Below are 22,659 nucleotides of genomic sequence, written 5' to 3' on the forward strand. Positions count from 1 at the left end.
GCAGTTAGACTTTCCCCTGTCTCATTGGTGATAAGGCAGTACTAAGCGACAGAGCAACAGACCGCAGGCCGGCGCCCCGCGCGAGGGCGGGCGGTACGGGGTCGACCGGAGGAGTCACGTGGCAGCCAGCGACCGGGCGGACAAGTCCTCCCGCGAGGAGGCCCTGCTGCGGGCCTCCCTCACCGCCATCGCCCCCGGCACCGCGCTGCGCGACGGCCTGGAGCGGGTGCTCCGGGCCAACACCGGCGGCCTGATCGTGCTCGGCTTCGACAAGACCGTCGAGTCGCTGTGCACCGGCGGTTTCGTGCTCGACGTCGAGTTCACCGCGACCCGGCTGCGCGAGCTGTGCAAGCTCGACGGCGCGGTGGTGCTGGACAAGGACATCACCAAGATCGTCCGGGCCGGCGTCCACCTGATGCCGGACTCCACCATCCCGACCGACGAGACCGGCACCCGGCACCGCACGGCCGAGCGCGTCAACCGGCAGACCGGCTTCCCGGTCGTCGCGGTCTCGCACTCGATGCGGCTGATCGCCATGTACGTCAACGGCACCCGCCGGGTGCTGGAGGACTCCACCACCGTGCTGTCCCGCGCCAACCAGGCGCTGGCCACCCTGGAGCGCTACAAGCTGCGCCTGGACGAGGTGGCCGGCACGCTCTCCGCCCTGGAGATCGAGGACCTGGTGACGGTCCGGGACGTCACCGCCGTCGCCCAGCGGCTGGAGATGGTCCGGCTGATCGCCACCGAGATCGCCGGGTACGTCCTGGAGCTCGGCATCGACGGCCGGCTGCTCTCGCTCCAGCTGGACGAGCTGATCGCGGGCGTGGAGCCGGAGCGCGAGCTGGTCGCCCGGGACTACTTCCCGGAGCGCGCCGCCAAGAAGGGCCGGACCGTCAACGAGGTGCTGGCCGACCTGGAGGCGCTGACCCACGCCGAACTGCTGGACCTGCAGACGGTGGCCAAGGCGCTCGGCTACTCGGGCTCGCCGGAGTCGCTGGACTCGGCGGTCTCGCCGCGCGGCTACCGGCTGCTGGCCAAGATCCCGCGCCTGCCCAACACGGTGATAGAGCGCCTGGTGGAGCACTTCGGCGGCCTGCAGAAGCTGCTGGCCGCGAGCATCGACGATCTGCAGACGGTCGAGGGCGTCGGCGAGACCCGGGCCCGTTCGGTCCGCGAGGGGCTGTCCCGGCTCGCCGAATCGTCCATCCTGGAGCGCTACGTCTGAGCCGGGCGCACCGCCCGTGAACGCCGGAGCCCGGACCGCCTGAGCGGTCCGGGCTCCCTGCTGTCGTGCCGCGCCGTGCGGGTGAGGGCGGTTCAGTTCTCCAGGCGGATCGAGGAGCGGGCCGAGGCCTGGCCGCCGGAGAGGCCGGTGAGGTCGGCGACCACCAGGTAGGTGCCGGCCGGGGCGGGCGCCGGGTCGGCGGTGGCGCACTGCGGCTTGCTGCGGACCCGGTCCCAGCTGAAGGTCTCGGTCAGCCCGCCGTTGGCGGGGAGCTGGACCCAGCTGCTGTTCTTGTCGGCCGGGCAGTCGCCGGAGGACCAGATGCGCTCGCCGTTGCTGGCGGTGACGGTGATCGCCGAGGCGGTCCGGCCGAGGTCCAGCCGGCAGGTGGTGGCCGAGGAGTTGTTGATGGTCAGCGCCAGCTTGGGCTTGTCCTTGGGCTGGTAGGCGTTCTGCGCGCCGGCCAGATTGAGCGTCACCTGCGAGGAGGCGCAGACCGGCAGGGCCATGATCTCCGGGGTGTTCACCGGGGGCGGGCCGCCGGTGCCGCCACCGCCGGTGCCTCCGCCGCTGCCGCCCGCGCCGCCGCCGGTGGCGGCACCGCTCGCGCCGCCGGCCGCCGCCCCGCCGGCCGCGGGTGCCGGGCTGCCGCCGCCGGTGGTGCCACCGGTGCTCACGCTGACGTCGCCGCCGCCCCCGCCGCCCACGGCGCCGCCGGAGGCACTGCCCCCGCTGCTGCCGCTGCCGGGGCGGGAGTTGTTGGCGGGCCCGGTCGGGGAGGCGCCCGGCGTGATCGTCTGGGCGGGCGTCTGGCTCTGCGACTGGGTCGGTGCGGCCTGCGCGGCCTTGTCCTTCGGGCCGTCGTCACCTCCGCCCTGATCGGTCATCAGCCAGATGACGAGGGCGGCGACCGCGACGACGGCGACGAGCACGACGATGCGCCGACGCCAGTAGATCGAGGCCGGCAGCGGTCCTACGGGTTGACGCAGAGAGGGCACGCCCAAACTCTACGAGACAGTGTGTGCCCCTTGACGCACCAACACCGCACAGTCACCCCTTCCTTCACATGATCCGCCATTTGCGCCGTTCGAGGGAGGCCGAATGGGGTGTTTTGCGCCCCCGTCCGGAACGCCGTGATCCGCTTCGGCTCCCGGCCCGGGCATGGGAGGATCGAAGGGCCATGGCTGCCATCACCGTCACCCCCGCCCTCCCCGCCCCCGCGACCCCGGCCGGAGCGCCGGAGCCCGCCGGGGTGCCGGGGCTCGCGCTGCCGCTGCCCGTCCTGCACACGACCGTCCTCGGCTGGTACGAGGAGAACGCCCGCGACCTCCCCTGGCGCACCCCGGACGCCTCGCCCTGGGCCGTGATGGTCAGCGAGTTCATGCTCCAGCAGACCCCGGTCAAGCGGGTCCTGCCCGTCTGGGAGGCCTGGATGGAGCGCTGGCCGACCCCGGCCGCCCTGGCCGCCGAGGCGCCCGGCGAGGCCGTCCGGATGTGGGGCCGGCTGGGCTACCCGCGCCGGGCGCTGCGCCTGCACGGCGCGGCCGTGGCGATCACCGAGGACCACGACGGCGAGGTCCCGGACGACCACGCGACGCTGCTCTCGCTGCCCGGCGTCGGCGAGTACACCGCGGCCGCGGTGGCCTCCTTCGCCTTCCGGCAGCGCCACGTGGTGCTGGACACCAACGTCCGCCGGGTGTTCGCCCGGGCGGTGTCCGGCGTGGAGTACCCGGCGCAGGCCACCACGGCGGCCGAGCGGCGGACGGCGACCGCGCTGCTGCCCGAGGCCGCCGGGACGGCCGCCACCTGGGCGGTGGCCGTGATGGAGCTGGGCGCCCTGGTCTGCACGGCCCGCGGGCCGCAGTGCGGGGACTGCCCGCTGTTCACCGTCTGCGCCTGGCAGCGGGCCGGCCGGCCGCCGTACGAGGGCCCGGCTCGGCGCGGGCAGTCCTACGAGGGCACCGACCGGCAGGTGCGCGGCAAGCTGCTCGCCGTGCTCCGCGAGGCGCACGGCGAGGTGCCGCAGGCCCGGCTCGACGCGGTCTGGCCGGACGCCGTGCAGCGGGCCCGCGCGCTGGACGGCCTGGTCGCCGACGGCCTGGTCGAACCGGTCGAGCAGGGCGTCTACCGGCTGCCCCGGTAGACCCGCCACGGCCCCGGACGGCCCGCCGCCGGACGGGCGCGGGGGCTCTGGGACACGCGCGCGAGGGCCCCCGCCCGCCGGTGCGGCGAACGGGGGCCCTCGGCTGCGTTCCGGTGTCAGATCGCGACGGCCTCGATGGTGTCGGCCGCGGGACCCTTCTTGTCCTTGCCGCCCTCGGCGTCGGCCGGCGGGGTGCCGGCCCCGCGCAGCGGCACCTCGCGCATGAAGACCGCGGCGGCGACCGCGATCACCGCGACCGCGGCCCCCCACAGGAAGACGGTGTGCATGCCGTTGGCCACCGCGTGGTGGTAGGCGTCCTGGACCGGCGCCGGCAGCGCCTTGAGCGCGGCCGGGCTCAGCTGCGCCGGGTCCCCGCCCTGGGCGGAGCCCGCCCCGGCGGCCGAACCGAGCCGCTCGTTCATGGTCTCGGTGACCCGGTTGTTGAACAGCGCGCCGAACAGCGCCACGCCGAACGAGCCGCCGATGGTGCGGAACAGGGTGGCGGTGGAGCTGGCCACGCCCATGTCCTTGAGCTCGACGCTGTTCTGCGCGACCAGCATGGTGATCTGCATCAGGAAGCCCATGCCGGCACCGAGCACCACCATCCAGCAGGCCGAGACGAAGCCCGAGGTGTCGGTGGAGAGGGTGGAGAGCAGCACCATGCCGGCGGTCATCACGACGGTGCCGATGATCGGGTAGATCCGGTACTTGCCGGTCTTGGTCACGGCCTGGCCGACCACCAGCGAGATCACCAGCATGCCGAACATCATCGGCATCAGCAGCAGGCCGGAGTTGGTCGCCGAGGCGCCCTGCACGGTCTGCTGGTAGAGCGGCAGGAAGACGGTCGAGCCGAACATCACGAAGCCGACCACGAAGCCGATGACCGAGACCAGGGTGAAGTTGAGGTTCCGGAACAGCGACAGCGGCAGCATCGGCTCCTGGACCCGCTGCTCGACGTAGCAGAAGCCGATCAGGGTGGCCGCGGCCAGCGCGGTCAGGCCGAGGATCTGCTTCGAGCCCCAGTCGTACTCCTGCCCGCCCCAGGTGGTGATCAGGGTGAGCGAGGTGATGCCGGTGGTGAGCAGCACCGCGCCGAGGTAGTCGATCCGGGCCTTGCTGCGGACCTTCGGCAGCTTCAGCGTGACGATCACGACGGCCAGTGCGACGGCGCCGAGCGGCAGGTTGATGTAGAAGGTCCAGCGCCAGTTCAGGTGGTCGGTGATGAAGCCGCCGACCAGCGGACCGCCGATGGTGGCCAGGGCCATCACCGCGGCGAACATGCCCTGGTACTTGCCGCGGTCGCGCGGCGGGACGAGCGCGCCCATGATCGACATCACGCCGACCATCAGACCGCCGGCGCCCAGGCCCTGGAGGGCGCGGAAGCCGATGAGCTCGTTCATGTCCTGGGAGAGGCCGGAGAGCGCCGAGCCCGCCAGGAAGATCACGATCGAGGTGAGGAAGGTGCCCTTGCGGCCGTACATGTCGCCGAGCTTGCCCCAGATCGGGGTGGAGGCGGCGGTGGCCAGGGTGTACGAGGTGACCACCCACGACAGGTGCTCGGCGCCGCCGAGCTCGCCGACGATGGTCGGCATCGCGGTGCCGACGATCAGGCCGTCGAGCATCGCGAGCAGCATGGTGACCACCAGGCCGATCATGACCAGGCGGATCTCGCGGGCCGAGCGGGGCTGCTCCTCCTCGGCCGGTTTCTTCTCGGGGGCGCCGGTGTCGGCCTTTGGCTGTGACATGGGTGGGTGTCTCCCGGACAGGACGTCGGGCGACCGGCGCGGCCTGCGACGGCCCCCTTACTTGTCGCCCGGCTAGTTTGTGGACCGTCGGCACGGTAGGTTGTGCACTAGCCGGTCGTCAAGCCAGTTTTCAGGCAGGCGCCCTGGGCAGGAAGAATGGACGCAGGGGTGGCCGCCGAACGGATGTCCGCCGCTGCGCCGCGACGGCCGTCGGCCGTGCGGGGAACGGGATCACGACGCAGTCAGAGGCAGGCGATGGGCACGATGCACGGCCCCCGTAGCGACACCCGGGCGCGCATCGTCGCGGTGGCCCTGGAGCTCTTCTCCGAGCACGGCTACGAGCGCACCTCGCTGCGGGAGATCGCGGACCGCCTCGGCGTCACCAAGGCCGCGCTCTACTACCACTTCAAGACCAAGGAGGACATCGTCCAGGGCATCGTGGCGGCCACCGCCGCCCCGATCCACGAGCTGATCGCCTGGGGGCGCGAGCAGACCTGGACGCCCGAGGTGCGGGACGAGCTGATCCGCCGGTTCGCGGCCGGGATGTCCGAGCGGGCGCTGCTGCTGCGCTTCTTCCAGGAGAACCAGCCCGCCCTGCGCGACCTGCCGGCCGGGCAGGAGTTCCGGGACAGCATGATCGCGCTGGTCCGGCTGATGCACGGTCCGGGGGCGAGCTTCGAGGACCGGCTGCGCGCGGCGATGTCCCTGTTCACCATCAACTCGGCGCTCTTCCTGCTCCAGCAGGACAGCCGGCCCGGGGCCGACCCCGCCGCCGGCGGGGTGCCGGTCGCGGAGGCCACCCGCGAGGAGGCGATCGTGGCCGCCCAGCACGTGGCGCTGGAGATCTGCCGGCTGATCGGCAGACCCGCGCCGACGGACTGAACGGCCGCGACCGGATCCGGACGGGGGATCAGAAGTCGGTGACCCCGCGCGCGGACAGGTAGGCGATCGGGTTGATCACCGCGCCGTACTGGTTGGCGGAGCGAATCTCGAAGTGCAGGTGCGGTCCGGTCGAGTTGCCGGTGTTGCCGGAACGGCCGATCTGCTGGCCGGCCGCGACGCGCTGGCCCGCCGACACCGAGATCGACGACATGTGGGCGTACTGGGCGTACCGGCCGTCCGGCAGCCGCAGCACGACCTCCTTGCCGTACGCGCCGTCCCAGCCGGCCGACACCACGGTGGCGTTGCCGACCGCGAGCAGCCGGGTGCCCGGGGAGACCGCGAAGTCCACGCCGGTGTGGTAGCCGGCCGCGTAGTGGACGTTGCGCACGCCGTACGGGTTGCTGGTCGGCGCGCCCGGGGCCGGGGCGGACCACTGGGGAGCCGGAGCCGGAGCCGGAGCGGGCGCGGGGGCCGGAGCGGGCTCGGGAGCGGGCTCCGGGGCCGGGGCGGGGGCGGGCGCCTCCGGTGCGGCGGGCTCCGGCTGCGGCTCGGCGGCCTGCTCGGTGAGCAGGTTGGCCGCGACCGCCACGTACTCCTGGGCCGAGTACTGCTCGGACGGCAGGGTGTACGGGCTGGGGCCGGCGACCTGGACCAGCCCCGAGGCGGGCGCCGCCCCGTGCGGTGCGGTGAACGCCGAGCTGCCGGGGGTGGTCGGGTCGACCGTCTGCGCCGAGGCGCTGCCCGAGGCGGCGAGGAGCAGGGCGCCGGTCAGCACGGCCGCACCGGCCGCGGCCGCGGTGGTGGAGTGGTTGCGGCCGGTCTGCCGGAGGAAGGAATCGGCGAGCCGGCACAGGGCCGGCCCCAGAGGCGGGACGGAAGGCATGGAGCTCGACCTCATGGGCGGACGGGGACAGCACGCTGAGCCCGGTCGGGCGTGCTGAGCGGGGGACCACTCAGGTGTAACCGTCACCGAGCGGAGTCCCAAACCGGGTGACCTACTACGGCGTGTAGTCATCATCGCGCCGGAATTCGGTCCGACGGAGTAACGATCATGCGGTCGGATCGTCCGTTCGAGGGGAGGCGGCCGGCGGGCCCCGCCCGGTCGCGCTACTACGCCCGCTCGTACCCGCCCCGCGGGTTGTGAGCAGCACCACCCGCGGGGCGGGTCCGAGGCCGCCCCGCGGTGCCCGCCGCGCCCGGACGCGAAGGATCCGGCCCGCCCCCGCGGGTGCGGGAGCGGGCCGGATCGGCTCAGCGGTGCCTGGTCAGGGACCGGGCGTCAGAGCTCGGTCGATCAGTTGTCGACCGGGCGGACGCGGATCCAGGTCTCCAGGTAGTTCGAGGACTCGTTCTCGACCTCGATGCTGGTGCCCGTCTTCGGGACGATGACGCTGCTGTACGGGTTGTCCTTCGACCAGTAGGACTTCAGGTCGGAGAACTCGTCGACGCCCTTGGCCTTCGGGATGACCGTCTCGACGCCGGCCCGGTGCAGGGTCAGACCGTCGACCTTGCGGGAGCCGAAGGTGGAGTCGTAGCCGTTGATGCGCGGGCGCATCAGCGTGCCGTCCTTCCACTTCAGCGGGGTCGGGTGCGAGTCGACCGGCAGGATCAGGCCCTGGCCCGGGTGGTTGGTGACGTTGTTGTCACTCTGCGACTCGTCCCAGTACCAGATCAGCAGGCCGGGCTGGTACGGGTAGTGCTCGACCCAGAGCGGCTTGTCCGCGAAGCCGAAGTTGTACGGGCCGACCTTGAGGGTGCGGTCGTACGAGACGTACTGGCGGTTCTCCGCGATGTAGTACTGGTTGTAGTCGTTGGTGAACGACCCGGAGGTCCGCGAGAAGCCCTTGGCGGTCCAGCCGTTGTCACCGTTCTCGGCACCGTCGGTGAAGACGGTGGCGCCGTTGGCGGTCACGACCAGGTCGTCCAGCGCCAGGCCCTTGAGGTGCAGGCCGCCGTCGGTGACGTAGCGGAAGCGGACCTTGACGGCCTTGCCGGCGTAGGCGTCCAGCGGGAGGACGAGGTCGCCCCACTTGTCGCCCGAGCTGCCGGTCAGCGAGGCGTTGCCGGAGGGGTCCTTCGGCAGGGCGACGCCGTTGTAGGTGCCGGCGAGGGCGGCCCAGCTGGTGCCGCCGTCGGTGGAGACCTCGGCGTAGCCGTAGTCGAAGTCCTGCTCGATGTCGTACCAGGCCTTGGCCGACAGCGAGGCGGAGGTCTTGCCGGTCAGGTCGATGTCGCGGGTCAGCGTGACGTTCAGGTCGTCGGCGCTGCCGCTCCACCACTCGTTCGCACCCGCGTAGGGCTTGTTGATGGTGGTGGTGACGGCCTTCTTCGGCAGGTCGACGACCAGCGCCTGCGGGAGCTTGCTGTTGTACTCCGCCGGGCCGATGTGGTGGGTCGACTCGGTGCCGGCCTTGGCCTTGTCGAACTTCAGCCAGCCGAGCTTGAGCTTGCTCCACGCGTCGAGGTCGTTCGGCATGTCGCCGATCGAGTTCTTGCCCTCGCCCAGCCAGGAGCCCGACGACATCAGCGACCAGAAGCCGACCGAGTTGTCGATGCCGCTGCCGGAGGTGTCGTAGAGGTCCGGCAGGCCGAGGTCGTGGCCGTACTCGTGGGCGAAGACACCGAGGCCGCCGTTCTCGGGCTGCATGGTGTAGTCGCCGACCCAGACGCCGGTGCCGCCGACGGGGGTGCCGCCGAGCAGGTTGCCGGACGGGCCGGTGGTGCCGGCGCCGGTGCCGTAGACGTACGAGCGGTGGGCCCACAGGGCGTCAGTACCCTGCTTGCCGCCGCCGGCCGACTGGTCCTCACCGGCGTGCACGATCTGGAAGTGGTCGATGTAACCGTCCGGCTCGTTGAAGTTGCCGTTGTGGTTGAAGTCGTACCGGTCCCACTGGTCGTACTGCGCGATGGTGGCCTTGATCTGCGCGTCCGTCTGGCCCTTGGCCTTCTGGTCGGCGACCCAGGTGTCGATCGCGTCGCGGATCAGGTCCTGCGCGTTGGCGCAGACGTGCTGGCCGCAGTAGTCCGAGCCGTAGCGGGCCTCGTTGTACTTGACCTTCACCCAGTCGGTGACCTGACCGTCCACCGAGTAGCGGCCCGAGGACTGCTTCTCGTAGTAGGTCTTCAGCGAGTCACCGGACTTGTTGAAGTACAGGTCCTGGTAGTGCTGCTGGTTGTAGTCGGCCTGCCACAGGGTGGAGTTGTTGGTGGCCGCGTCGGGCTTCTCGATCTGGTTGCGCTGCGGACCGGGGGTACCGCCGTACTTGATCCGGCCGTCCGGCGTCTTCGTGGTGTTGTCGACCTCGTCACCGAACTCCACCAGGATGGTGAAGATCTTGTCCGTGCGCTCACGGGCGAGCTCGACGTACTTGTCCTTGCCCAGCTTGATGCTGGAGCCGCCGCCGTGCTGCTCGATCTTGGCGGTGCCGGCGAGCAGCTGCTCGGTGGCGGCCTTCGACTCGGCCTCGACCTTCTCGGTCAGCGGGCCCGGCAGGTTGTGCTCAGTGCTGGTCTGGACGGCATCGGCCGGGTCCTGCGGAACGGGGGCGGAGCCGGCGGCGATGGCCGTGCTCGGGAGCAGCCCCGCGCCGAGCGCGGCTATGACCGCCGCGGCCGAGGCGACCGCAGCGGCTTTCCTGGTCATCTTCAACGTTGTGACGTCCTCCCCAAACCGGTCCGGCTCTTGGCCTTCCGGTAAACCAATGAAAGACAGGTGGACGTCATTTGATCTAAGCGTGGACGGAAAAGATAGACCTTGACCGTGACATGGCCACAGCGCTATGCTCCGCAACTTCGTATCAACTGACGCACCGTCAACAACATTGTCATTAAAGATGACTACGGCTTCGATCGCACCCGCACCAGCCCCCCGTACGGCCCCCGACCTGCCCCTTCGTGGGCCGGATCACAGCTTCGCCAGGGGTGCGGAAAACGGTTTGGGCCCCCGGCGAGAACGCCGGGGGCCCAAACCGTTTGCTGTTATCTGTTAAATGTTGCTACTTCGTCAGGTCGGGACCCGGCGAGGCGACCGCGGCCGGAGTGTCCGCGACCGCGGACTTCTCCTCGCCGCGGAAGGTGAACTTCGCGTCCTTGCCCTCGCCCTCGACGCCGACGACCACGATGTGGCCGGCCCGCAGCTCGCCGAAGAGGATCTTCTCGGAGAGGTGGTCCTCGATGTCGCGCTGGATGGTGCGGCGCAGCGGACGGGCACCCAGGATCGGGTCGTAGCCGCGCTTGGCGAGCAGCTTCTTGGCCTCGACGCTGAGCTCCAGGCCCATGTCCTTGTCCTTGAGCCGCTCGTCCACCTTGGCGATCATGAGGTCGACGATCTGGATGATGTCGTCCTCGGACAGCTGGTGGAAGACGACGATGTCGTCGACGCGGTTCAGGAACTCGGGGCGGAAGTGCTGCTTGAGCTCCTCGCCGACCTTCGCCTTCATCCGCTCATAGCCGGTCTGGGTGTCGCCCTGGGCCGCGAAGCCCAGGTTGAAGCCCTTGGAGATGTCCCGGGTGCCGAGGTTGGTCGTCATGATGATGACGGTGTTCTTGAAGTCGACCACGCGGCCCTGGGAGTCGGTCAGGCGGCCGTCCTCCAGGATCTGCAGCAGCGAGTTGAAGATGTCCGGGTGGGCCTTCTCCACCTCGTCGAAGAGGACGACGGAGAACGGCTTGCGGCGCACCTTCTCGGTCAGCTGGCCGCCCTCCTCGTAGCCCACGTAGCCGGGGGGCGAACCGAAGAGCCGGGAGACGGTGTGCTTCTCCGAGAACTCCGACATGTCGAGGGCGATCAGCGCGTCCTCGTCGCCGAAGAGGAACTCGGCGAGCGTCTTGGACAGCTCGGTCTTACCGACGCCGGACGGGCCGGCGAAGATGAACGAGCCGCCGGGACGCTTCGGGTCCTTGAGGCCCGCACGGGTGCGCCGGATGGCCTGGGAGAGCGCCTTGATGGCGTCCTTCTGGCCGATGACGCGCTTGTGCAGCTCGTCCTCCATGCGCAGCAGCCGGGAGGTCTCCTCCTCGGTCAGCTTGAAGACCGGGATGCCGGTGGCGGTGGCCAGGACCTCGGCGATGAGCTCCTCGTCCACCTCCGCGACGACGTCCATGTCGCCGGCCTTCCACTCCTTCTCGCGCTTGGCCTTGGCCTGCAGGAGCTGCTTCTCGTCGTCGCGCAGGGACGCGGCCTTCTCGAAGTCCTGCGCGTCGATCGCGCTCTCCTTCTCGCGGCGCACGTCGGCGATCTTCTCGTCGAACTCGCGCAGGTCCGGCGGCGCGGTCATCCGGCGGATGCGCATCCGGGAGCCGGCCTCGTCGATCAGGTCGATGGCCTTGTCCGGCAGGAAGCGGTCCGAGATGTACCGGTCGGCCAGGGTGGCGGCGGCGACCAGGGCGGCGTCCGTGATGGAGACCCGGTGGTGGGCCTCGTAGCGGTCGCGCAGGCCCTTGAGGATCTCGATGGTGTGCGGAAGCGACGGCTCGGCGACCTGGATCGGCTGGAAGCGGCGCTCCAGCGCGGCGTCCTTCTCCAGGTGCTTGCGGTACTCGTCGAGCGTGGTGGCACCGATGGTCTGCAGCTCACCGCGGGCCAGCATGGGCTTGAGGATCGAGGCGGCGTCGATGGCGCCCTCGGCGGCGCCCGCGCCGACCAGGGTGTGCAGCTCGTCGATGAACAGGATGATGTCGCCGCGGGTGCGGATCTCCTTGAGGACCTTCTTCAGGCGCTCCTCGAAGTCACCGCGGTAGCGGGAGCCGGCCACCAGGGCGCCCAGGTCCAGCGTGTAGAGCTGCTTGTCCTTGAGCGTCTCGGGGACCTCGCCCTTGACGATCGCCTGGGCCAGGCCCTCGACGACGGCGGTCTTGCCGACGCCGGGCTCACCGATCAGCACCGGGTTGTTCTTGGTGCGGCGGGACAGCACCTGCATGACCCGCTCGATCTCCTTCTCGCGCCCGATGACCGGGTCGAGCTTGGCCTCGCGGGCGGCCTGGGTGAGGTTGCGGCCGAACTGGTCGAGGACCAGCGAGGTCGACGGGGTGCCCTCGGCGGGCCCGCCGGCCGTGGCCGACTCCTTGCCGCCGGGGGTCTGGTAGCCGGAGAGCAGCTGGATGACCTGCTGGCGGACCCGGTTGAGGTCGGCGCCCAGCTTCACCAGGACCTGGGCGGCGACGCCCTCGCCCTCGCGGATCAGGCCGAGCAGGATGTGCTCGGTGCCGATGTAGTTGTGGCCGAGCTGCAGGGCCTCCCGGAGCGACAGCTCCAGGACCTTCTTCGCCCGGGGGGTGAAGGGAATGTGACCGGACGGGGCCTGCTGGCCCTGGCCGATGATCTCCTCGACCTGCTGGCGGACGGCCTCAAGAGAAATCCCGAGGCTCTCCAGGGCCTTAGCGGCGACACCCTCACCCTCGTGGATCAGACCCAGGAGGATGTGCTCGGTGCCGATGTAGTTGTGGTTGAGCATCCGGGCTTCTTCCTGAGCCAGGACGACAACCCGCCGCGCGCGGTCGGTGAACCTCTCGAACATCGTTTATCGCTCCTCAGAGCGGTCGGGCAGTTCGGGGTCCGTCCCCGCCCTGTCCTTCCGCATGCTAGTCCCGCTCAGCGGCGCGGCCCACGGATTCACTCCCCTCGAAGGGGAGCGAGATGCTGCGCGACCAGCCGACACCAATCCCAACCCGATGCTGGGAGACGGTGTTCCCGCACGCGGGCCGGATGCACCGGATACCGCTACGCCATCGGCGAACAACCTCCGCCGCGACGCTGCCGGTGGGTGTCCGACCGGTCACGCGTCCTGCCCCGGGCGGAGCCAGGGGCCCCGTCCCTCTGCATTCATACCCGGTATCGGGGCGGTTCTCGCGCAGTTTCCGCGGTGGCGGTGTTCGCCTGGCGAGAAGTCGGGCCGCCGCTGACGGTGGGTCAGCCGCGGCCGGCCGGCCGGTGCGCCGTCCCGGTGGTGTCCGCGTTGCCGCTTCGCCCTTACAGCGTTGCACAGGCCGGGAGGCTTCCGCCGCCCGGACCGGGGCCGGGCCCGCTGCCCGAAGGGGCACCACGGCCGTGCCGGGCCCGGCCGGAGGTGTGCCGCGGGGCGCGGAGGGGTCCCCTCCGCGCCCCGCGCGTGCACCTCGGACGCCTCATCCGGCGCCCGGAACCCCGCACCCGTCCGGGCGGCCGGGCGTCGCCCGGTTCAGGACGCGTTGGCCTTCTCGTAGGCCTCGCGCACGTTGCTGGGGACGCGACCGCGGTCGTTGACCTCCAGGCCCTGCTCCTTGGCCCACGCGCGGATCTTGGCGGTGTCCGGGACGCTGCCGGACGGACGCGGCGCGGAGCTGCGGCCGGTGCGGCGGGTGCCGGCGAGGCGGCCGCTCTGCTTGCGCCCCTTCTCCACGTACGGCGCCAGCAGGCCGCGGAGCTTGTCCGCGTTGGCGCTCTTCAGGTCGATCTCGTAGGCAACGCCGTCGAGCGCGAACGTGACCGTCTCGTCCGCCGAGCCGCCGTCGAGATCGTCTTCAAGAATGACCTGCACCCTCTGTGCCACGGGCTTCCCTTTCCGCTAAACGACCCATTGCCTAAGGAAAGGAAAGCGCTTTTCTCCGGAAAACACAAACCCCTGGCCGTCGCGGGGGCGGCTCACAGGTGCAGCAGCATGCGCGAGTTGCCCAGTGTGTTGGGCTTCACCCGCTCCAGGTCGAGGAACTCGGCGACACCTTCATCGTACGAGCGGAGAAGTTCTTCATAGACATCCGTAGCGATCGCCGCCGGGTCTGTCGTACCATCATCGGTTTCCTGGAGCTCCCCGATCTCCACGAAACCGTGTTTCGCGAAGAAGGCGACCTCGAACGTCAAGCAGAAAATCCGACGGACGCCCAGCCAGCGGGCGGTCTGCAGCAGCTTCTCCAGCAGCAGGTGTCCGACCCCGTGCCCGCGGCAGGACGGGTCGACGGCGAGGGTGCGGACCTCGGCGAGGTCCTCCCACATCACGTGCAGCGCGCCGCAGGCGACCACGGTCCCGTCGTCGTCGCGTTCCGCGACCCAGAACTCCTGGACCGATTCGAACAGGGTGACGGTGGGCTTGTCGAGCAGAATGCCGTCGCGCGCGTAGGCGTCGATGAGCCCGCGTACGGCCCGTACGTCCGTGGTCCGCGCCCGGCGGATGGTGACCTCCATGGCGGGACGTTATCGTGCCGGCCCCGAGCGGGTCTCCCCGGTATCCGGTCCGCTCTCCGGGGAATCCGGTGCGGCCGGATCGGACGGGGACAGAGCGGCCACCCGCAAGGCGTCCCGCAGGGCCTCCCGCTGCCCGGGCGACATCAGGCCGAAGAAGTGCACCAGGGCCGCCGCGGGATTGTCGCTCGTGGCCCACGCGTCGTTCATCAGGGCCGCCGTGTACGCCTCGCGCGAGGAGACCGGTTCATATCGATAGGCCCGCCCCGCGCGCTCCCGCCGGAGCCAGCCCTTTCTGTGCAGCTTGTCCAGGACGGTCATCACCGTGGTGTACGCGATATCGCGTTCCGACCGCAGATCCAGGAGAACCTCGCGAACCGTGACCGGTCGGTTCCACTGCCACACCCGGGTCATGATGGCGTTCTCAAGTTCGCCGAGTTGCCGGACCATAGTGCGGCCAGGATAGGGAGTGAATGGGGCAAATCTTGTGAAGTGCCGCCAAACCGGCGCGCCGCCACCCCCGGAATCCGGGAATGGCGGCGCGGTGCCCGCGGACGGCCGACGGGGTCAGTCGGCCACGTCCTCCTTGGCCTTCTGGGCCCCGCCCTGGCTGCGGATGATGGCCCGCACCAGGAAGCCGAAGCCGATCGCCATGACCAGCGGCGGGACGATCGCGCTGACGTAGTCCATCAGGTCACTCCTCCTCGGTCTTCTCCGCCGTGCCGGCGGACGCCTTGGGCTCCGGCTTCACCAGCGGGAAGAGCACCGTCTCCCGGATGTTCTTGCCGGTGAGCAGCATGATCAGGCGGTCCACCCCGAGGCCGAGGCCGCCGGTGGGCGGCATCGCGTACTCCAGGGCCCGCAGGAAGTCCTCGTCGACCTGCATCGCCTCGACGTCGCCGCCGGCCGCGAGCAGGGACTGCGCGGTCAGGCGGGCGCGCTGCTCGACCGGGTCGACCAGCTCGGAGTAGGCGGTGCCGATCTCGGTGCCGAAGATCACCAGGTCCCACTTCTCGGCCACGCCCGGCACCGAGCGGTGCTGGCGGGTCAGCGGGGAGACCTCGGTCGGGTAGTCCCGGATGAAGGTCGGCCGGACGGCGTTCTCCTCCAGCAGGCGCTCGACCATCTCCAGCACGATCTGGCCGTGGCCCCACTCCTTCTCGAAGGGGATGCCGTGCGCGGCGGCCAGCGCGCGCAGCTCCTCGACCGAGGTCTGCGGGGTGACCTCGGTGCCCAGGCGGGCGGAGATGCCCGGGTACACGGAGACCTCCTCCCAGGGCTCGGCCAGGTCGATCTCGTGCTCCACGCCGTGCGGGTCCAGGCCCTTGATCACCGTGGTGCCCAGCGCGTCCCGGGCGGCGTTGACGATGGTGGCCCGGATCAGCTCGGCCTGGGTGTCGTAGTCGCCGTAGGCCTCGTACGACTCCAGCGAGGTGAACTCGGGGTTGTGGGTGGAGTCCGCGCCCTCGTTGCGGAAGTTGCGGTTGATCTCGAAGACCTTCTCCGCGCCGCCGACCACCAGCCGCTTCAGGTACAGCTCGGGGGCGATCCGCATGTAGAGGTCGATGTCGTACGCGTTGATGTGCGTCTTGAACGGCCGGGCGTTGGCGCCGCCGTGCACCGGCTGCAGCATCGGGGTCTCGACCTCGATGTACCCGCGCTCCTCGTAGGTGCGGCGGATCGAGCGGACCACCTTGGAGCGCAGGTGGAGGATCTCGCGGGCCTCGGGGTTGACGATCAGGTCGACGTACCGCTGGCGGACCCGGGCCTCCGGGTCGGTCAGGCCCTTGTGCTTGTCCGGCAGCGGGCGCAGGCACTTGGCGGTGAGCTCCCAGCGGTCCACCATCACCGACAGCTCGCCGCGCCGGGAGGTGATCACCTCGCCCTCGACGCCGACCTGGTCGCCGAGGTCGATGTCGGACTTCCAGGCCGCCAGCCGCTCCTCGCCCAGCTTGTCCAGGGAGAGCATCACCTGGAGGTCGCCGGAGCCGTCGCGCAGGGTGGCGAAGCAGAGCTTGCCGCCGGTGCGGGAGAGGATCACCCGGCCGGTGATGCCGGCCCGTTCACCGGTCGCGGTGTCCGGGGCGAGGTCCGGGTGCTTGGCCCGGAGGTCGGCGATGGTGCTGGTCCTGGGGAAGCCGACCGGGTAGGGGTCGACACCGGCGGCCCGGAGCCGGTCCAGCTTCTCGCGCCGGACGCGCATCTGCTCGGGAAGGTCGTCGGTCGCGGGGATAGGGCTCTGATCGCTCACCCCACCAGGGTAGCCAGCCGCGACCGGTGCTCCGCCACGGGATTACCGTGCCGCGGGGTGCGGCGGGGCCGCCGCGGACGGAACCGGGGAGGCCGGGCCGGACGGATCCGGCGCGGCCTCCCCGGCAGGCGCGGGAGGGGCGGGCTCAGCCGGTGCCGGTGGCCAGCTCCAGGTCCTCGGGCGCGGGCGGCGCGGGCGGCCCGGCCGGCGGCTTGGGGCGGCGGCCGAACAGCTCGGCGGGGGTGGGCATCCGGTGCGGCCGGGCGGGCGCCCGGTCGTGGGGCGCGCGGGGGTCGGCGGACTGCTCGACGGGGGGCTCGGTGCTGCTCATCGGGATCCGTCCTCCAACAGGGGTGCCAACGGGGATGGTGCCAACGGGGGTGGGAGAGGTGCTCGGGGGTGCGGCGGGGCTCGGTACGGCGACGAGGTGGCGCTGGCCGGTGGTGAGGGCGAGCCGCTCGCGGACGGCGGCCTCGGCCAGCGCGTGGCAGCGCCCGGCCAGCCGGGAGCGGCGGGAGCGCTCGCCCTGGCCGCAGGGCTGGCGGCTCAGTCCGCGCAGTGCGGTGAGGTCCTCCGGCCCGGGGAGGTAGCCGTCGGCCACCGCCTCCTCCAGCCGTTCCAGGTAGCCGCTGACGCTGCCGGGCAGGGCGGCCCGGTAGCGGGCGAGGTCGGCGAGGAGGAAGGCGCGCAGCCGGCCGCCCTCCTGGACGGCCTCGTCGATCGCCTCGGTCAGGCGCAGCGCGTCCTGGACGTCCTCGGCCCACAGCGCGGCGCCCGCGTCGGCGTGCGACGGCCGGCCGGGGAACTGGAGGTGGACGGGGACGGCGGGGTGCAGGGCTTGGGCGAGGGCGCGGCGCAGCACGCGGACTTCGTCGGCGCTGAAGGCCATGCCGCCGCGCGATCCGTGTGGCGTAGGCATGGGCTGACACTACGTGAGGAATATCCGATTTGTCGGTAGCGTCGCGCCGACGCCCCACGTTTGCCCCGGGAACGTCCTGCGGGCGGGCCGCGGGGGCCCGCCCGCAGGACGGCCGGTCCGGGCGCCGGTCAGCGGCGCAGCGCCTCGGCGGGCTGGATCCGGGCCGCCCGCCAGGCCGGGTAGACCCCGGCCAGCAGCCCGGTGAGCAGGCCGATCGCGGGTGCGGCGGCCACCGTCGCCGGATCGACCACCGGGGTCCAGTCCCGGGCCAGCGCCACCCCGAGCACCGTCAGCACCCCCAGCGAGGTGCCGACCAGGCCGCCGATCAGCCCCAGCGAGGCCGATTCGGAGAGGAACTGGCCGGTGATGTGGCGGCCGCGGGCGCCCAGCGCCCGGCGCAGGCCGATCTCGCCGGTCCGCTCCAGGACGGCGACCAGGGTGGTGTTGGCGATCCCGACCGCGCCGATCACCAGGCAGATCCCGGCCAGCAGCAGGAACAGCTGGTTGAGGTCGGAGGTGACGTTGGAGCGCAGGGTGCGCGGGTCCGGCGGCGGGACGGACTTGAAGTACTCCGGGTGCGCCGGGTCCAGGGCGAGCGGGGCCTCGGCGGCGATCTGCCGGGCGGCGCCGATCCTGGTCGAGATGATCATCTTGGCCCGGTCGCGGTCCGGTTCGCCCCAGAGCCGGGCGGCGGCGCCGCGCGGCACCGTCACCGAGAGCAGCAGGTCCGCCTTGCGCCTCACGTCGTCGACGATCCCGATCACCGTGAACGGCTTGTCCTCCAGGAAGATCGCCGGCTGGGTGTCCAGCGTGGTGATGCCCAGCCGGGACGCCAGCGCCGCGCCGATCACCGCCACCTGCCGGCCGGTGGAGTCGTGCCAGCCGTCGAAGGTCCGGCCCTGCACCAGGTGCGGTTCGGCGGCCGCGAGCACCCCGGCCGAGGCGGCCACCACCGGGACCTGCTCCCCGCCGCCCCGGCGGCCCACCGGCGCGGCCCGGACCGTGCCGGAGGCCCGGGACACCGGCCAGTAGACGCCGGCCGCCTCGACCCCGTTCAGCCGCTGGATCCGGGCGTCGGCGTCGGCGGGGAAGGCGAGCGGCACCAGCTCCGGGCGGACGCCGCCGGTGTCCTCGACGCTCACCTCGGTCGCGCTCAGCACGCTGAACCGGGAGTCGATCTGCGAGGAGGTGGTCGCGGTCAGCCCCAGGATGGCCACGAAGGTGCCCACCCCGAGGACGGTGCCCAGGCCCGTCAGCGCCGAGCGGGCGGGCCGCTGGAGCACCCCGGCCAGCGCCTCGGCGAGCAGGTCGCGCAACGGGAACCGGGAGGGCTCGACCACCCGGTCGCGGCGGCGGATCGGCCTCACGCCGCGGCCACCTCCTCGCGCAGCAGACCGTCCCGGATCGCCACCGTGCGCCGCCCGCGGGCGGCCACCTGCGGGTCGTGGGTGATCAGCAGCACCGTCAGCCCCTGGGCGTGCAGCTCGTCCAGCAGGGCCAGGATCGACTCGGCGGTGACGGTGTCCAGGTTGCCGGTGGGCTCGTCGCAGAGCAGCAGCGACGGCCGGCCGACCAGCGCCCGGGCGATCGCCACCCGCTGCCGCTCGCCGCCGGACAGCCGGGTCGGCAGCGCGTCCAGCCGGTGGCCGAGGCCCACCCGGACCAGCGCCGTGCGGGCGCGTTCGCGCCGCTCGGCGGCGGCGCGCCGGCCCCGGGTGGCGGTGTAGAGCATCGCCAGGGCGACGTTCTCGGCCGCCGAGCGGTGCGGGAGCAGGTGGAAGGACTGGAAGACGAAGCCGATCCGGCGTCCGCGCAGTGCGGTGCGGTCGGCGTCCGGGAGCCGGCCGGTGTCGATGCCGTCCAGCAGGTAGTGGCCGGTGGTCGGGGCGTCGAGCAGGCCGGCGATGTTGAGGAAGGTGGACTTCCCGGAGCCGGACGGGCCGGTCACGGTCACGTACTCGCCGGGCGCGACCGCGAGGTCGCACGGCTTCAGGGCGGCCACCGGCGGCGGGCCCGGGTAGGTCAGGCCGGCCTGGCGGAACTCGATGACGGGGACGGCCGCGTGGGTGGCCCCGGTCGCGGTGGTCGCCCCGGCGGCGGCGGTCACGTCGCTCGGGCCGGTCATTCGGCGCCCGCCCCGGTGGCGTCCTTGACGCCGACGATCACCTGGTCGCCCTCCTTCAGCGTGCCCTCGGTCAGCGGCCGGACCTCGGTGCTGCCGCCGCCGGCCGTTCCCGGGGTGACCTCCACCCGGCGGCGCTGCCCGCTCTCGTACACCGTCACCACCGTCCTGCCGTCCGCCGTCGCGGAGACCGCCGACAGCGGGACGACCAGCACCGGGCCGGCCGAGGAAGCGGCCTGCACGGTCAGCCGGACGTCCTGGCCGGCCAGTCGCGGATCCAGCGGGGCGTCCGGCTGCACCACCATCGGATAGCCGTTCGCGGCGGCGCCCTGGGCCGGGCCCGGGTTCTGGCCGCCGCCGGCGCCCTGGGCGGCGCCGGCCGGCTGGCCGTCCCCGGGGGTGTCGGCCACCGTGCCGACCTTGCCGGTGGCCTTGAGGCCGGTCACCTCGGAGAGGACCTCCACCACCTGCCCCGGATGCACCAGGCCCTTGTCGGAGACGGCGAGACTGCCCTTGACCACCAGTGCCCCGGCCGAGACGGTCAGCACCTTCCCGGAGACCTCGCCGCCGATCCGGCCGGCCACCGTGTCGACCCGGGCCGGGAAGCCGGAGAGGAACAGCAGCTCGGCGGCCGGGACCATCGGCCCGGCGGCGGCCTTCGCGTCCGTCGCCTTCCTGCGCAGCTTGGCGAGGTCCTCGGTGGCCCGGTTCACCTGCTTCTGGGCGGTGTCGACGGCGGTGCCGGCCGCGTCCACCGGGCTCTCCCCGGCCGGGGCCGGTGCCGCCCCGCCGGAGGCCGCGGGGCGGCCGGCGCCGCCGGTCCCGGTGGCCGCTCCGGTGCTCGCTCCGGTGCTCGGCGCAGCACTCGGCGCGGCGCTCTGCTGGGCGTCGGCCTGCGCCTGCGCCTGGGCCTGCTGCTGGGCCTGCTGCCGGGCGGCCGTCACCGCGTCGTCGTAGTGCTTCTTCGCCAGCTTCAGCGCGTCCTTGGCGTCCGCCAGCGCGCGCTCGCCGCCGGTGACGGCCTCCTGGGCGGCGGTCACCGCGGTGTCCCCGTCCGGCGCGGCGGGCAGCGGGTCGTAGCCGCGTGCCGCGTAGAACGCCTTCACCGCGTCCTTGGTGGCGGCGCCGTACGTGCCCTCCGGGTCGCCGTCCGCGCCGAACCCCAGCTCCTTCAGCGCCTGCTGGAGCTGCTTGACGTCCTGCCCGGTGGCCCCCGGCTTGAGGTCCCGGTACACCGGCAGGTCACCGTGCAGCGCGAACACCGGCCGCCCGGCCACCTCCAGCACCGACTGCCCGGCCTGCACCTGGTCGCCGGCCTTGGCCGGCAGTTTGGTGACCACCGGCTTGGCCCCCGCCGTCCCGCCGCCCCCGGCCGGGGCGACGTCCACCGACTGCCCGGCGCTCACCTGCCCGCGGATCACCACGGAGTCCGTCAGCACCCGCTTCTCCACCACCGCCGTCAGCACGTCCGGCGCCGGCGGCGCGCTGTCCGCCGCCGCCTGGGCGGGCGACTTGATCATCGTCGACGCCGCCACCCCGCCCCCGGCCAGCGCGACCGCCGCGGCCATCACCAGCACCAGCGCCCGCCGGCGCCGTCGGACCCCCCGTCCGCCGCCGCCCACCTCGTCGTCCGCCGCCGCCTCCGGCGTGACGCCCGGCCCCTCGAACCCGGCCACGACCCACCCTCGTTCCGAAAATCGATCCAACTGTCCGACCATGACGACTCCCCGACGTGTGCTCAGGGGCGCCGCCGGTTCCCCGCGCTCACCCGGCCACCGCCTGGCTCGCCTCCCGCGCGAGGCGCTTCTCGGAGTCGGCGACCTCCTTCAGCAGCTGGGCGTTCTGCTCGACCAGGCGCTGTTCCAGCTGCGTGCGCACCTCGAACCACACCTCCGCCGGCCGGCTGTCCGCCCGGCACCCGGCGTCCGCCCGGGCGATCGCCAGCTCCTGCGCACCGGCGGCGCCGACGACCTTCTCGAACTGCTGCGCCGCCTGGAGCGGGCTCGCGTACGTGTAGCCGCTGGGGCGCATGCACTGCGACCACCGGGCGAGTGCCGCGACCATCCGGGGATCGGCCTCGGTCTGCTCGCCCGCCTGCGTGATCAGCTCGTTCAGCCGCCCCTTCGCCGAGCCCTTGCCCGCGTCGGCCGCCGCCAGCCGGATCGACACCTCCTTGGCGCACTTGGCCTGGGCGGTGTCCGCCGCCGAGTCGGCGACGACGGGCTGCCCCGTCTCCGGCGGCTTCGCGTCCCGGCCGTGGGCGGACCCGGCGTAGCCGTAGTCCTTCAGCGCCTGGACGGACGGCCACGCGTACGGGTTCACGGCCGTCCCCTGCGCCCTGTCCCGGGCCAGGAGCTGTTCGGCCGTGACCGCCGGCCGTTCGGTGACCTGGTACCCCTGGTCCCGCGCGCACTTCGCGGCGAGCTTGTTCACCGCGTTGGTGAAGACGGCCTGGCTCTCCGCGTCCCCCCGCATCGCCGCCTCCAGCGGCAGCCCCTCGTCCCGCGAGGCCTCGGTGGTCTGCGACCCGGACGGCGCCGCCGCGGGGGCCGCGGGGCCGTCGCCGGCGGCCCCGCCGGAGGAGCAGCCGGTCAGGGCCAGGGCCAGGGCCGCCGCGGCCGGCAGCAGCGCCCGCCGGCCGTGGCGCCGCCGGACCTCCCGTCCGCCGGCCCCCGCCCCGTCTCCGGCAGCCCCGCCGCCCGCCGTCGTCGCCGGCCTCGCGTCCGTTCCGTCGACCTCGGTCACGCCCACCCTCGTTCCGGTCGTCCGATCCAACTCGTCAACCAGGAGGACCGGTTGACGGACCGTCCGGGTTGTCACCGGCTTTCCGGGATCAGCCGGCCGCCAGGGACCGGGACGCCGTGCGCAGCCGGTCCTCGGTGTCCTTGCGGATCCGGGCGAGGGCCGGGGCGTGCTGCTCGATGAGCCGGGTCTCGTACGCCGCCTCGACGGCGCCCAGCACCCGCTCGTCGGTCCTGGACTTCTCCCGGGCGCCGGCCTCGACGCCGAGACGGTCCATCGGCGCGGCCCCGTGGGTCTTGACGGTGCGTCCGGTGATGCCGAGGTGGTCGGCGGCCTGCTGGCCGGAGCGGTCCGGGGCCGGGAGGTGGAGCACCTCTTCCTGGCGGTCGCTCAGGCTGCCGAGCCGGGACGCCGAGGTGCGCAGGTCGTCCAGGGCGTCATCGACGGCCGTCATGGTTCCGTGCATGTGTTTCCCCCC

At 72.4% G+C, this 22,659-nt stretch carries 18 protein-coding genes and 1 pseudogene; 3 read left to right on the forward strand and 16 right to left on the reverse strand.

The genetic code is table 11. The features are described 5' to 3' along the window. Positions 1-166: 166 nt before the first annotated feature. Positions 167-1,225 (forward strand): DNA integrity scanning diadenylate cyclase DisA, encoded by a 1,059-nt coding sequence (disA, locus tag ACF1AK_RS14530; protein WP_380290207.1) that lies wholly within the window; start codon positions 167-169, stop codon positions 1,223-1,225. 92 nt (positions 1,226-1,317) lie between these two features. On the opposite strand, the gene ACF1AK_RS14535 is transcribed toward disA, so the two are convergent. Further along, complete coding sequence (locus ACF1AK_RS14535) at positions 1,318-2,223, reverse strand: hypothetical protein (RefSeq protein ID WP_391499141.1); 906 nt, start codon at positions 2,221-2,223, stop codon at positions 1,318-1,320. 182 nt (positions 2,224-2,405) lie between these two features. Here ACF1AK_RS14535 and ACF1AK_RS14540 point away from each other — a divergent pair, with 182 nt between their 5' ends. Beyond that, entirely contained in the window at positions 2,406-3,368 is a 963-nt protein-coding gene (locus ACF1AK_RS14540; RefSeq protein WP_391499142.1) for an A/G-specific adenine glycosylase, read from the forward strand. Positions 3,369-3,484: 116 nt separating this feature from the next. Here ACF1AK_RS14540 and ACF1AK_RS14545 read toward each other — a convergent pair whose 3' ends face one another. Then, complete coding sequence (locus tag ACF1AK_RS14545) at positions 3,485-5,113, reverse strand: MDR family MFS transporter (RefSeq protein WP_391499143.1); 1,629 nt, start codon at positions 5,111-5,113, stop codon at positions 3,485-3,487. Positions 5,114-5,377: 264 nt separating this feature from the next. Between ACF1AK_RS14545 and ACF1AK_RS14550 the strand changes: the two genes are divergently transcribed. Then, positions 5,378-5,995 carry a TetR/AcrR family transcriptional regulator gene (locus ACF1AK_RS14550; RefSeq protein WP_391499144.1) on the forward strand — a complete coding sequence of 206 codons (618 nt, stop codon included), beginning with the start codon at positions 5,378-5,380 and terminating at the stop codon, positions 5,993-5,995. Between the two features lie 28 nt (positions 5,996-6,023). Here ACF1AK_RS14550 and ACF1AK_RS14555 read toward each other — a convergent pair whose 3' ends face one another. The 14 genes and pseudogenes from ACF1AK_RS14555 to ACF1AK_RS14620 all read right to left on the reverse strand — a co-directional run bounded on the left by ACF1AK_RS14555 (position 6,024) and on the right by ACF1AK_RS14620 (position 22,635). Beyond that, positions 6,024-6,878 carry a M23 family metallopeptidase gene (locus tag ACF1AK_RS14555; protein WP_391499145.1) on the reverse strand — a complete coding sequence of 285 codons (855 nt, stop codon included), beginning with the start codon at positions 6,876-6,878 and terminating at the stop codon, positions 6,024-6,026. Positions 6,879-7,289: 411 nt separating this feature from the next. Beyond that, positions 7,290-9,638: an immune inhibitor A domain-containing protein gene (locus ACF1AK_RS14560; RefSeq protein ID WP_391499146.1), complete on the reverse strand. Its 2,349-nt coding sequence runs from the start codon at positions 9,636-9,638 to the stop codon at positions 7,290-7,292. Between the two features lie 352 nt (positions 9,639-9,990). Then, positions 9,991-12,510: an ATP-dependent Clp protease ATP-binding subunit gene (locus tag ACF1AK_RS14565; protein ID WP_350564470.1), complete on the reverse strand. Its 2,520-nt coding sequence runs from the start codon at positions 12,508-12,510 to the stop codon at positions 9,991-9,993. A 660-nt stretch (positions 12,511-13,170) separates the two neighbouring features. Next, entirely contained in the window at positions 13,171-13,521 is a 351-nt protein-coding gene (locus ACF1AK_RS14570) for an Lsr2 family protein (RefSeq protein WP_380290164.1), read from the reverse strand. 92 nt (positions 13,522-13,613) lie between these two features. Further along, positions 13,614-14,150 carry an amino-acid N-acetyltransferase gene (locus ACF1AK_RS14575; RefSeq protein WP_391499147.1) on the reverse strand — a complete coding sequence of 179 codons (537 nt, stop codon included), beginning with the start codon at positions 14,148-14,150 and terminating at the stop codon, positions 13,614-13,616. 9 nt (positions 14,151-14,159) lie between these two features. Beyond that, positions 14,160-14,597: a BlaI/MecI/CopY family transcriptional regulator gene (locus tag ACF1AK_RS14580; protein ID WP_391499148.1), complete on the reverse strand. Its 438-nt coding sequence runs from the start codon at positions 14,595-14,597 to the stop codon at positions 14,160-14,162. Between the two features lie 117 nt (positions 14,598-14,714). Next, entirely contained in the window at positions 14,715-14,837 is a 123-nt protein-coding gene (locus tag ACF1AK_RS14585) for a hypothetical protein (protein ID WP_327678228.1), read from the reverse strand. A 4-nt stretch (positions 14,838-14,841) separates the two neighbouring features. Then, positions 14,842-16,383: pseudogene (gene lysX, locus ACF1AK_RS14590) on the reverse strand (bifunctional lysylphosphatidylglycerol synthetase/lysine--tRNA ligase LysX); the annotation flags it as partial. A gap of 160 nt (positions 16,384-16,543) precedes the next feature. Beyond that, positions 16,544-17,317, reverse strand: a complete 774-nt coding sequence (locus ACF1AK_RS14595; protein WP_391499149.1) for a hypothetical protein — start codon at positions 17,315-17,317, stop codon at positions 16,544-16,546. A gap of 128 nt (positions 17,318-17,445) precedes the next feature. Then, positions 17,446-18,684 (reverse strand): ABC transporter permease, encoded by a 1,239-nt coding sequence (locus ACF1AK_RS14600; protein WP_391499150.1) that lies wholly within the window; start codon positions 18,682-18,684, stop codon positions 17,446-17,448. After that, a complete protein-coding gene (locus ACF1AK_RS14605; RefSeq protein ID WP_391499151.1) occupies positions 18,681-19,442 on the reverse strand; it encodes an ABC transporter ATP-binding protein in 762 nt (253 codons plus the stop codon). Before ACF1AK_RS14605 ends, ACF1AK_RS14600 begins: the two co-directional genes overlap by 4 nt. Further along, positions 19,439-21,115, reverse strand: coding sequence for a peptidoglycan-binding protein (locus ACF1AK_RS14610; RefSeq protein WP_391499152.1), 1,677 nt, complete (start codon positions 21,113-21,115; stop codon positions 19,439-19,441). Before ACF1AK_RS14610 ends, ACF1AK_RS14605 begins: the two co-directional genes overlap by 4 nt. 88 nt (positions 21,116-21,203) lie before the next feature. Continuing rightward, entirely contained in the window at positions 21,204-22,184 is a 981-nt protein-coding gene (locus ACF1AK_RS14615) for a hypothetical protein (RefSeq protein ID WP_391499153.1), read from the reverse strand. Between the two features lie 88 nt (positions 22,185-22,272). Continuing rightward, positions 22,273-22,635 carry a LuxR C-terminal-related transcriptional regulator gene (locus tag ACF1AK_RS14620; RefSeq protein WP_391499154.1) on the reverse strand — a complete coding sequence of 121 codons (363 nt, stop codon included), beginning with the start codon at positions 22,633-22,635 and terminating at the stop codon, positions 22,273-22,275. Positions 22,636-22,659: the final 24 nt, after the last annotated feature.

The organism is Kitasatospora sp. NPDC015120, assembly GCF_043080305.1.
In the GTDB taxonomy this organism is placed as follows: Bacteria; Actinomycetota; Actinomycetes; order Streptomycetales; family Streptomycetaceae; genus Kitasatospora.